Genomic DNA, 11,177 nt, shown 5'->3' with positions numbered 1-11,177 from the left:
CCACAAAATGCGAAGAACCATAAAAAACGAGGGGAGCTATTGCTCCCCTCGTGCTATCGGCCAGAGGCCGCGATCAGTTGCGACTGAAGCTTAATTGGAACGGAACAGGGCCTCGATGGAGAGCCCCTGGCCCAGCAGGATCTCCCGCAGACGGCGCAGCCCCTCCACCTGGATCTGGCGTACCCGCTCGCGGGTCAGGCCAATCTCGGCCCCCACATCCTCGAGGGTGGCTGGCTCATAGCCCAGCAGACCGAAACGGCGTGCCAGCACTTCACGCTGCTTGGGGTTCAGCTCTTCCAGCCAGCGCACTATGCTGCTACGCATATCATCTTCCTGTGACTCCAGCTCCGGCCCCATACCATGCTCATCAGAGAGTACATCCAGCAGCGCCTTGTCGCGATCGCCGCCGATGGGGGTATCCACCGAGGTGATCTTCTCGTTGAGCTTGAGCATGCGATTCACATCATCCACCGAACGATCGAGCGCAAAGGCGATATCCTCGGCTGTGGGTTCATGGTCGAGGCGGTGAGCCAGTTCACGCGCGGTGCGCAGGTAAACGTTTAACTCCTTGACCACATGAATGGGCAGGCGGATGGTGCGGGTCTGGTTCATGATGGCCCGCTCTATGGTCTGGCGGATCCACCAGGTGGCATAGGTGGAGAAACGGAAGCCGCGCTCGGGGTCGAACTTCTCGACCGCACGGATAAGACCGAGGTTGCCCTCTTCGATGAGATCCAGCAGCACCAGGCCGCGGTTGTTGTAGCGACGGGCGATTTTCACCACCAGTCGCAGGTTGGACTCGATCATGCGCTTGCGGGCAGCTTTGTCGCCCCGCAAGGCACGACGGGCGTAATAGACTTCCTCTTCGGCGGTGAGCAGCGGGGAAAAACCAATCTCCCCCAGATAGAGTTGCGTGGCATCCATCACCTTGTTCAGCTCAGGTGCCAGCAACTCATCGGAGATAATCTCTTCCGCCTCGGCGGCTACCTCCTCCTGCTCTTCTGCCTCATGGGACTCGGTATCGGCGTCAAACTCTAATTCTGCATCCTGCATTACCAGTTGTTCTTGGCTCATGGTGTGTCTCCCTGACGTTACCAGAGTAAGACCGTCTCTCTGGCATTAACGCTTTGGCAAATAGCTCATCGGATTGATCGACTTGCCTCTATACCGGATCTCGAAATGCAATCGCACATCCGGCGCGTCCGTGCTGCCCATGTTGGCAATGACCGAGCCCCCCTTGACGCTGTCCCCTTCCTTCACCCGCAACTCATCGTTGTGTGCGTAAGCAGAGAGATAGTCATCATCATGCTTGAGGATAATCAGCTTGCCATACCCCCTTAAAGCACTACCAGCGTATACCACTTTACCGCTGCTGGCGGCGTAGACGGGTTGCCCCTTCTGGCCGGCTATGTCGATCCCCTTGTTACCCTGTTCTGCAACAGAGAACCCCTCGACAATCCGGCCTTTTGCTGGCCAGTGCCAAGTCAGTCTCGACTGGGAGTTGTTTGTTTTTTGTTCTTTGGTCTGAGCGTATTCTTTCGGTGCCGCCGGAGCAACGGATTTCTGCGCAATGAATGGCGTGGTCTGACCAGAGCCGCTTGGCTCAGCCAACGGACGCGGTCCAGTGCTGGGTCTGGTGGTGGTTGGCACCGCTACCGGTGTGACCGGGCGAGTCGCGGCGACCATTTGGGTACCACTGCCACCCGCAGAGTTCACATTGAGCACCTGGCCCGGCTGCAGGGCATAGGGGGCACTCAGGTTGTTGCTCTGGGCCAGCATCTGGGCACTCATGCCAAACTGGCGGCCAATGCTGCTCAGGGTATCGCCCCGACGCACCTCATAGGTGCCGGTACTGCGACTGGCACCGACACTGGCACTGGAGCCATCAAGCCGCAGCTGTTGCCCCGGATAGATGTTGTAGGGGGGGCTGATGTTGTTGAGGCTGGCCAACGAGGGGACGTCGTTGCCGGAGTTGAAGGCGATGGAGTAGAGGGTGTCACCCCGCTTCACCACATAGCTGCTTCCCTGAATCGGCGCGCTGAGCTGGGTACTGCTCTGGCGAGCCGGAATGGTTGAGACGAACTGATCATCACCCACTCCATCTACCGGAGCTGCAGTTTTACTGGAGGAGCAGGCAAGCAGCAACCACGACAACACCACGACACTGCTTCCTTGCCAAATACGCGAACGCATAATGGGTCCTTAACGACTAAACCAGAAATAGGCCACAACGGCCAGACCGACACAGAGCCAACCGAGCACATCTACATAGTGCATCAGCTTGCGCTCCATCTTCTCGCCACCCCAGCGCATCAAGCCTGCCACCAGGAAAAAGCGCATGCCACGACCGATGAGGGAGGTGATGATGAAGGGCAGCAGAGCCATTTGCAACAACCCTGCCGTGACGGTAAACACCTTGTAGGGGATAGGGGTGAAGCTGGCAATGAAAATAACCCAGATCCCCCACTGTTCAAACCAGCTACGGGCGATGTCAATCTTGCCCAGATAGCCAACAGACTCCACCAGCGGCAGCACCACAGGGTCCCACAGGGCATAACCCAGAGCATAACCAAACAGCGCCCCCAGCACTGAAAAGAGGGTTGCAAGGCCCGCGTAGTGCCACGCCTTGTGCGGCTTGGCGAGCGCCATCGGCGCCAGCATCACATCTACCGGGATCGGCCAGAACACAGATTCGATAAAGGCTGTGATAGAGAGATACCAGGGGGCATATTTGTGGCGAGCCCACTGCATCACCAGGACATACAAACGGGAAAACAACTTCACTCAACATCTCCATTTATCAAGGGAACAAAACGTACCGGCTCCAGAATCCGGCTGGTCAACTGGGAACCGGCGCGTTCAATCAATTGCAGGGTCTGCTGACTGTCACCGACGGGTAACACCAGCCGTCCGCCATCGGCCAACTGATCGGTCAGCGCCGTGGGGATCTCGCTCGCCGCCGCCGTCACCAAAATGGCATCGTAAGGCCCCTTGTTGGGCCAGCCCTGCCAGCCATTACCGTGTTTGGCCGAGACATTGTGCAGATCGAGCTGACGCAGCCGGCGCCTGGCCTGGAACTGCAGCGACTTGATCCGTTCGACGGTATACACATGCTCCACCAGATGGGCGAGGATCGCCGTCTGGTAGCCCGAACCAGTGCCAATCTCCAGCACATGAGCCGGATCATTTTGCATCAGCAGTTCGGTCATTCGCGCCACCATATAGGGCTGCGAAATGGTCTGGCCGTGGCCGATGGGCAGGGCGGTGTTGTCCCACGCTTTATGCGCCATAGCCTCGTCCACGAATAGCTGACGCGGCACCTTGGCGATAGTCGCCAGCACGCGAAAATCGCGAATATCCTGCGCAATGAGCTGATTTAACAGGCGCTGTACTATCACACCACCCTCATCCCTGCAGATCTAACCAGGCCCCCAGACCGGCGAGACTGCCATAGGCAGTCATATCGATGGTCAGGGGGGTAATCGAGACATAGCCCTGCTCGATGGCAGCAAAATCGGTGCCTTCACCGGCATCCTGTTGACTGCCGGGAGGGCCGATCCAGTAGATCGGTTGGCCACGGGGATCCTCGGTGCAGATCACCGACTCCGCCCGGTGGCGATTACCAAGGCGGGTGGTCTTGATCCCCTTGATCTGCTCGAGAGGCAAATCCGGCACATTGACGTTGAGGATCTGATCGGCAGGCAGGGGGTGTTTCATCAACCCCTTCACCAACAGAGCCGCATAGTGGGCCGCTGTGGCAAAGTGGGTCTTGCCCACCAGTGAAACTGCGATGGAGGGGTAGCCAAGATGGCGACCCTCGGTGGCTGCGGCGACCGTTCCAGAGTAGATGACATCATCCCCCAGGTTGGCGCCGTGGTTGATACCGGCCACCACCATGTCCGGCTCAGGCCGCACCAGTTCGTTGACCGCCAGATGCACGCAGTCGGTCGGCGTGCCCTTCACCGCATAGTATCCACTTTCTGCGATGCGACTCACCCGCAGCGGCACTTCCAGCGTCAGGGAGTGACTCGCGCCGCTGCGGTTGCGATCCGGCGCCACCACAATGACCTCGCCACAGGCGCGCAGCGCCTGGCTGAGGGCACGAATCCCCTCGGCATGCACCCCATCATCATTACTGACCAGAATTCGCATCGGTCTGATTCCTGAAACCGTGATCGGCCTCTTCGGCCTGCATTAACTCGCGCACCACGCTGGTGGCAAACGCGCCCGCCGGCAGGAAGAAAGAGAGGGTAAGCACCTCATCCTCCAGCTGCCAGCTCATCTGCTCCGGCTTGAGCAGCAGGGGGCGCCTGTCCTGATCCAGCCCCGCCTTCTCCAGTCCGTCACACCAATCGCTATAAGGGGCCAGCACGGCCTGCTCGAACTCGGCTGCAGCCCCCTGACTGGCCAGACGGCCACGACCCCACTGGGGCGCGGTGAGCTGCACGTCACCGGAGGCAAGTCGCGCTGCCAGCTCGGGGGTCACGCTCTCTTCGCTGAAGATGGAGTGGCTGCCCTTGAGCATCACGCAATCACCGGCCAGCAACTGATGGGCCAGCCCCTGTTCGATACGGGCGCTGACAATAGCGTTGAACAGCATGCTGCGAGCGGCTGAGAGGTAGAGGGAGCGCTTGTTGCGATCCTTGATCCGCTTGCCGGCGAACATCGCCTTGGCCGCTTCCAGGTTGTTGCCATCGCGGCCAAAACGCTGCTCACCATAGTAATTGGGGACGCCCTGCCCGGCGATGGCCTGCAGGCGCGCTGCCAGCCCGTCGACCTGCTCCAGACCGGTGAGACGCAGGGTGAAGTGATTGCCCTTGAGGTAGCCAACACGCAGCTTCTTGTTGTGACGCTTCACCTGCAGGATCTGGATGCTGTCACTCTCGATGACGGAGAGGTCCGGCTCTGCTTTGCCCGGCAAATGAATACCGAACCACTGTTCAGTCACCGCATGACGATCTTTCAGGCCCGCCCAGGTCACCGCATTGCGGTTGACCCCGGCCGCATCGGCCAGCAGACCCGCCACCCAGGCGGTATTCTCGCCGGTTTTGCGCACCCGAACGAAAATATGCTCACCCTCGCCACAGGGCTCAAACCCGAGATCTTCATTCACCACGAAGTCGGCGGCCTCGGCTTTGAGGATACCGCGGGCGGTGGGCGCCCCGTGCAGATAGGCAAGTTGTTGCAGCATTATTGTTTCACCAGTAGGACGACGGCTTCGGTGGCGATCCCTTCCTTGCGCCCCGTAAACCCAAGCTGTTCGGTGGTGGTCGCCTTGACGTTCACCCGGTTCAAATCACATTGCAGATCGGCGGCCAGCACGGCGCACATGGCGTCGATATGGGGGGCCATTTTGGGGGCTTGAGCGATGATGGTCACATCCAGGTTGCCAATGGCATAACCCGCCTGCTGTACCCGGGCAAACACATCCCGCAGCAGGATACGACTGTCGATCCCCTTGAACTCGGCAGCGGTATCCGGGAAGTGGCGCCCGATATCACCGGCCCCGATGGCCCCCAGCAGGGCATCGCTCACCGCGTGCAGCACCACATCGCCGTCGGAGTGGGCAACCAGCCCCTGCTCGTAGGGAACCGGCACGCCACCCAGCATGCAGGGGCCAACACCACCAAATTTATGAACATCAAAACCATGACCAATGCGCATCATAAGAGACGACCTCCCGACATGCTGAAACCAACCCCATCAATTTTGTGCACATCAAAACCATGACCAATGCGCATCATCAGCGGCAACCTCCCACATCAATTTTGTATACGTCCACAGCATATCCAATCCGGATCATGCTAACTCCTTGTTCGGGCCTGTTTGTTCTGACTGGGGGCTTATGCCTGCTGGCTTAAAAACAGCCCCGCCAGCGACAAGTCTTCCGGCCGGGTCACCTTGATATTGTCGGCGCGCCCCTCCACCATCCGCACCGTGAATCCGGCCCGCTCCATGGCGGAGGCCTCGTCAGTGATGGTGGCGCCCAGCTGTAACCCCTCTTCCAGCGCCCGTTTCAGGGCACGAGTCGGGAACATCTGCGGCGTCAGGGCATGCCAGAGCTGCTCGCGCTCGACGGTGGCGATGATATTGCCCTCCCCATCGGAGCGCTTCATGGTATCGCGCACCCGACTGCCGAGAATGGCACCGCCGCAGTTCATGGCCGCGGCAATCAGCCCATCGAGATCGCCGTGAGTCAGACAAGGGCGGGCCGCATCGTGCACCAACACCCACTCCCCTTGCGCCACATGGAGGCCATTGAGGACGGAAAAGGCGCGCTCGGCGCCTCCCTCTACCTGCACAATGCGCGGGTTGGCCGCCACGGGCAGGGCCTCGAACCAGCGGTCATGGGGCGCCAGCGCCACGATCACCTGGGCGATGGCCGGGTGGGAGAGCAGCCGCTCCAGGGTATGTTCGAGAATGGTTTTACCCGCCAGTTGCAGGTACTGCTTGGGGCAATCGGCCCCCATCCGGCTACCGATACCGGCAGCAGGGACGATCGCCGTCAGGCCGGATACCCGGCTGGCATCAGTCATCGTAGGGCCCATCGTCCGGTACAGTCTCTTTGTCTTTCTCTTTGGGGATGATCCGGTAGAAGGTCTCCCCCTGCTTGATATATCCCAGATCGTTGCGTGACAGCTCCTCGATGGCCTCGAGGCCAGAGGTGAGGTCATCTATCTCGCGGTAGATGAGGTCGTTACGATCCTTGAGAGTCTGGTTGTCCCGCTGCTGCTGCGAGATGGCCTCCGACAGATTCTGGTAGTCAGACAGCCCGTTCTTCCCCAGCCAGAGGTCATATTGCAGCCCCCCCAGCAGGAGGATCAGGATCAGGGTGAATAGGCGCATGCACTGGGTCTCCTTCAGGCGGCCTAGTGTCCCATATTCGGTGCCAAGACAAAAGAAAGCGAGCACCCGGTGCACCCGGCCGAACAGAAAAAAGTGCCCAAGAGTGAATCAGATAGCACAAAGCCCCACCAAACCGGTGCAAGGATGGCCGATATGGGCGCTCCTTACCCGGGGGTGGGGCTCTCTTAATCAGACAGCGATCGGAGGGATCAGCTCACCGCAACCGGCTCCCCCTCCCGCTCGGCCGGGGTGTTGTACTCCTCCTCAGCCTCGCGGAAACGCTCCTGCATCGCTTTTGAAGGCGCGTCACCCAGCAGACTACCCACCACGATGGCCAGCAGCGCGAACAGGAAGCCCGGGATGATCTCATACAGCCCCAGCCAGCCGAACTGCTTCCAGACGATGACTGTGATGGCACCCACCAGCATGCCCGCCAGCGCGCCGTTGCGGGTCATCCGCGGCCACAGCACGGAGAGCAGCACCACCGGGCCGAAGGCGGCACCGAAACCGGCCCAGGCGTAGCTTACCAGCCCCAGCACCCGGTTCTGCGGATTCATGGCGACAACAATGGCAATCACCGCGATCAGCAGCACCATCAGGCGTCCCACCCACACCAGCTCACGCTGGGAGGCGTTCTTGCGCAGGAACGGCTTGTAGAGATCCTCGGTGATGGCACTGGAGCAGACCAGCAGCTGGCAGCTTAGCGTGCTCATCACCGCCGCCAGAATGGCGGAGAGCAGCACACCGGCGATCCAGGGGTTGAACAGGAGCTTGGAGAGCTCGATAAAGACTCGCTCCGGGTTGCCGGTCACCCCAGCCGCCACGTCCGGGAAGCGGGCAAAATAGGCCAGCCCGAAGAAGCCGATGGCCACCGCGCCAGCGAGGCAGAACACCATCCAGGTCATGCTGATACGGCGAGCATTGGCCATGGAGTGGTGGGAATCTGCTGCCATGAAACGGGCCAGAATGTGGGGCTGACCGAAGTAGCCAAGACCCCAGGCCATCAACGAGACAATGGCGATCACATCCAGATTCTTGAACATGTCGAGGTTGGTGGCACTCTTGGCGGCCACCTCGATCATGGCGCTGTCCACCCCGCCGACTGCGATGATGACGAAGACCGGGGTCAGGATCAGGGCGAAGATCATCAGGGTTGCCTGCACCGTATCGGTCCAGCTCACCGCGAGGAAGCCACCGAAGAAGGTGTAGGTGATGGTGGCGGCGGCACCGACCCAGAGGGCGGTGTGATAATCCATGCCAAAGGTGCTCTCGAATAGACGGGCACCGGCCACCACACCGGAGGCGCAATAGATGGTGAAGAACAGCAGGATCACCAGCGCCGAGAGAATGCGCAGCACCTTGCTGTGATCTTCAAAGCGATAGGTGAAATAGTCCGGCAGGGTCAGGGCATTGCGGTTCTTCTCGGTATGGACCCGCAAGCGGCCCGCTACCCAGCGCCAGTTGAGGTAGGCACCGATCACCAGACCGATGGCGATCCAGCTCTCGGAGATGCCGCTGAGGAAGACTGCGCCGGGCAGGCCCATCAGCAGCCAGCCGCTCATATCGGAGGCACCGGCAGAGAGAGCGGTGACCCAGCTCCCCATCCGGCGGCCGCCGAGAATGTAGTCATCAAAGTTACGGGTGGCGCGATAGGCGATAAAGCCGATCAACACCATTCCGAGGATATACACCAGGAAGGTGATTAACATGGGTGTGCTAGCTGTCATGCAAAACTCCGTTTTGTGTCATGTTCTGCCCGCTCTGGTGACGGGCTCGTCCCTAAAAAACCGGCCTAGCTTAATCAGCCGTTCGCGCTAGCTCAACCACTTTTAACAAACACAAAACACAATAAAAACCTTTGCGCATCAAATCATCTACCACATCAAGAGGATGGCACCAGATTTCCTGTCGTGACCGCGACGGCCCATCTCCCCGCACCGGCAGCTATTGAGCGTTCTATTTTCACATTTTGTTACCATCCATTTTTTTACAAGCCAGCGCCCCGCTCCTACACTCCCCGCCCTGTCTCATCACACCAGCCAGAGGTCGGCACCATGTCATCTCATCTGTCACACCTGCGAACCCTCGCCCGCCGCCTTCACCCGGTGGAGGAGTCGGGTCACCTCATCCGACGGGCCAAGTATGTGGGGCGTCTCTGGCTCAATCCCGGCGCCCGCGCCCTCTATCGCCAGCAGCAGGAGCAACCGCTGCTGGCGCAGGCGATCAGCCGCTTCCCCGATATTCTGGAAAAGCCGATCCACCCCTATCGCCACAAGGGGCTCCGCAAGCGCCTGCGAGCCGGGCTTATCAGCGGCCACTACCAGCAGCTGGCCCGGCAGCTGCCCAAGGCGCAGCAACTGGCAATCTACAGCGGGCGCGGCCTGTTGCTGGCCCAGTGGCAGAGCGACAAGCTGACGGCCCCCCTGACCCTGCAACTGGATTACCAAACCCACATGGGCAAAGAGGGGGAGATGAGCCTGACCCTCAAGCTGGGTGACGCGGCGCTCTATTACATGGCCCTCAATCTGCGCCCCGCGCCAAACCCGACCCTCGAGATCTGTTCGCTGCAGGGCGGCAAGGGGCAGAGCGAGGAGATCAAGCTAGTCACCAAGGCGTGCGGCGGGCTGCGCCCCATGTCCCTGCTGGTCTATATGGCTGCCGAGCTGGCCCGGGGGCTGGCGTGCAAGAGCCTGCTCGGGATCCGCACCCAAAGCCACGTCTATCAGAGCAGCAAGCGCACCGCCGATCGGGTCAAGTTCGATCTCGACGGCTTGTGGCAGGAGCATCAGGGCAGCGTGCAGGATGAACTCTGGATGAGCCTGCCGCTGGAGGTGCCCCGCAAGACGCTGGAGGAGATCCCCTCCCGCAAGCGGGCCAGCTACAAGGCGCGCTACCAGCTGCTTGATCAGCTCGGCAGCGAGCTGCTGGCAAATCTGCTGCGAAGCTGAAACAGCCCCAGCGAACAGGGGGAGCTCTCGCAGACCTCCCCTCTGACACCCACGCACATGCGGTCACGGATACGGCAATTCAGGCTAACGCTCGAACTCGTTATGCAGCGCCCTGTTGATCAGGGTTTTCAGTTTGGCCAGCGAGAGGGTCTGTTCACTCAGCTCCACTTTCCTTGACCAATAGTCCCAGCGTTTCGGATCTCACTCGAGCTCATCGGGCAGCGGTACCACCGCGCTATGCTCACCGTCCAGGCCGCTGAGCTGCATATTGAAGGCCAGCGCGATAGCGACCCCATGTTTGCAGAGCGCCTGATAGCCGGCAGCGGGGCAGTTGCAGTGGCTCACCAGCTCTTGCCCCACTGCCAGCCTGACCCGATAGAGATGGCTACCCTGCACCCGGGCGGTGATGGTCTCACCATCCTGAGCGAGCTGCTGTACCGTCCCCCTGACAGACCTGATCCCCCCTCTTGGCAAAGCTGGCTTCGCTGCTTTGTGCCTTGAGTTCGGCAATATCAATCAGTTCATCGCAATGGGTGGAACGGCGGGCCAAGGGCGCCTTCTTATGTGACGTGAGTGGCGCAATGATGGTCAGAGGATGTGATGGCACCCATCAGGCTGAACGGATTTAACGAAAGAACATCTCATCAAAGTCCGGCTCTTCATCCCAGATGGCGTGCTGACAAGCATCCAAGCGATCGGCCAGATAGGGCTTGAGGGTTGCCAGGGAAGTGATGGTCGCCAGCTGCCCATGCAACTGCTTGATATCCCGCTGCAGATAGAGCCGGTGCTCCTCAAACGCGATATAGTCGCGCAACTTCTCGGGATTTCTGACCATCTCGCGCAGCAGCTCGATATCATCGGGGCTCTCGCCGAATGCCTCTTGCAGCATGTCGGTGATAAAGTCGCATTGTGCCTCGATCATCTCTTCATCAAACTGGGTCACGCTGCCCGCTTGCACCGCCATATAGAGTGACTCCAGATCCAGCTCCCCGCGAAACGGGTTGGATTCTAGATATCTCATCAGATCTTCAATCCAGCCATGGAGCATCTCGCGCTGCCACTGGGTAAAACTCTTGCGGGCGGTGAAACCGGCCAACCGCTGGCAAAGCTGAAAGATCAGCGCGCACTGCTCACGCTCAAGGGGCTCAATGTCGCTGACAAAGCGCTGATAGATATCCGCCCCCTCCAGCTCCTGTTTGGCCAGCTTGCCCTGCAGCCTTTCGATGGCTCGCCACTGGCGATGAAAATAGGCAAGGGCCGGACTCTCGTGGCGCGGCTCGGCCGTTTTGCGCTTGGCCGAGGTTTTACTCTTGGTCAGTGACATGAAGACTCCAGATGAAAATAGGGACGGTGACTGCCGTGGCCCTGGCAGATTATCAGAGG

13 protein-coding genes are annotated in these 11,177 nt (G+C 60.1%); 1 reads left to right on the top strand and 12 read right to left on the bottom strand.

Going from position 1 to position 11,177, the window contains the following annotated elements:
- Window positions 1–90 precede the first annotated feature (90 nt).
- The 10 genes from rpoS to putP all read right to left on the bottom strand — a co-directional run bounded on the left by rpoS (window position 91) and on the right by putP (window position 8,573).
- Entirely contained in the window at window positions 91–1,074 is a 984-nt protein-coding gene (gene rpoS / locus BN1117_RS12525; protein ID WP_040097839.1) for an RNA polymerase sigma factor RpoS, read from the bottom strand.
- Between the two features lie 45 nt (window positions 1,075–1,119).
- Complete coding sequence (locus BN1117_RS12520) at window positions 1,120–2,193, bottom strand: peptidoglycan DD-metalloendopeptidase family protein (RefSeq protein ID WP_040097837.1); 1,074 nt, start codon at window positions 2,191–2,193, stop codon at window positions 1,120–1,122.
- Between the two features lie 9 nt (window positions 2,194–2,202).
- Window positions 2,203–2,784 carry a YqaA family protein gene (locus BN1117_RS12515; protein ID WP_040097834.1) on the bottom strand — a complete coding sequence of 194 codons (582 nt, stop codon included), beginning with the start codon at window positions 2,782–2,784 and terminating at the stop codon, window positions 2,203–2,205.
- Window positions 2,781–3,398, bottom strand: coding sequence for a protein-L-isoaspartate(D-aspartate) O-methyltransferase (locus tag BN1117_RS12510; RefSeq protein ID WP_040097832.1), 618 nt, complete (start codon window positions 3,396–3,398; stop codon window positions 2,781–2,783). The genes BN1117_RS12515 and BN1117_RS12510 overlap by 4 nt, the downstream gene beginning before the upstream one ends.
- 7 nt (window positions 3,399–3,405) lie before the next feature.
- Window positions 3,406–4,152, bottom strand: a complete 747-nt coding sequence (gene surE, locus BN1117_RS12505; protein ID WP_040097829.1) for a 5'/3'-nucleotidase SurE — start codon at window positions 4,150–4,152, stop codon at window positions 3,406–3,408.
- Window positions 4,133–5,191: a tRNA pseudouridine(13) synthase TruD gene (gene truD, locus BN1117_RS12500; RefSeq protein WP_040097827.1), complete on the bottom strand. Its 1,059-nt coding sequence runs from the start codon at window positions 5,189–5,191 to the stop codon at window positions 4,133–4,135. Before truD ends, surE begins: the two co-directional genes overlap by 20 nt.
- Entirely contained in the window at window positions 5,191–5,667 is a 477-nt protein-coding gene (gene ispF, locus BN1117_RS12495) for a 2-C-methyl-D-erythritol 2,4-cyclodiphosphate synthase (RefSeq protein WP_040097825.1), read from the bottom strand. The genes truD and ispF overlap by 1 nt, the downstream gene beginning before the upstream one ends.
- Window positions 5,668–5,843: 176 nt before the next feature.
- Window positions 5,844–6,536: a 2-C-methyl-D-erythritol 4-phosphate cytidylyltransferase gene (gene ispD / locus BN1117_RS12490; protein ID WP_040097823.1), complete on the bottom strand. Its 693-nt coding sequence runs from the start codon at window positions 6,534–6,536 to the stop codon at window positions 5,844–5,846.
- Window positions 6,529–6,846: a cell division protein FtsB gene (gene ftsB, locus BN1117_RS12485; RefSeq protein ID WP_040097821.1), complete on the bottom strand. Its 318-nt coding sequence runs from the start codon at window positions 6,844–6,846 to the stop codon at window positions 6,529–6,531. Before ftsB ends, ispD begins: the two co-directional genes overlap by 8 nt.
- A 209-nt stretch (window positions 6,847–7,055) precedes the next feature.
- Complete coding sequence (gene putP / locus BN1117_RS12480) at window positions 7,056–8,573, bottom strand: sodium/proline symporter PutP (protein ID WP_040097819.1); 1,518 nt, start codon at window positions 8,571–8,573, stop codon at window positions 7,056–7,058.
- Window positions 8,574–8,900: 327 nt separating this feature from the next.
- On the opposite strand from putP, the gene BN1117_RS12475 reads away from it, so the two are divergent.
- Complete coding sequence (locus BN1117_RS12475) at window positions 8,901–9,794, top strand: VirK/YbjX family protein (protein ID WP_040097817.1); 894 nt, start codon at window positions 8,901–8,903, stop codon at window positions 9,792–9,794.
- 201 nt (window positions 9,795–9,995) lie between these two features.
- On the opposite strand, the gene BN1117_RS12470 is transcribed toward BN1117_RS12475, so the two are convergent.
- Together BN1117_RS12470 and BN1117_RS12465 are read right to left on the bottom strand one after the other, a co-directional pair.
- A complete protein-coding gene (locus BN1117_RS12470; protein ID WP_156129980.1) occupies window positions 9,996–10,268 on the bottom strand; it encodes an SWIM zinc finger family protein in 273 nt (90 codons plus the stop codon).
- Window positions 10,269–10,419: 151 nt separating this feature from the next.
- The gene (locus BN1117_RS12465) at window positions 10,420–11,118 is read right to left on the bottom strand and encodes a hypothetical protein (protein ID WP_052441512.1); all 699 of its coding nucleotides are present in this window, start codon (window positions 11,116–11,118) and stop codon (window positions 10,420–10,422) included.
- Between the last annotated feature and the right edge of the window lie 59 nt (window positions 11,119–11,177).

It is taken from the genome of Aeromonas australiensis, assembly GCF_000819725.1.
Lineage (GTDB): Bacteria > Pseudomonadota > Gammaproteobacteria > Enterobacterales > Aeromonadaceae > Aeromonas > Aeromonas australiensis.
This window is presented reverse-complemented; position numbering and strand designations above follow the sequence as displayed.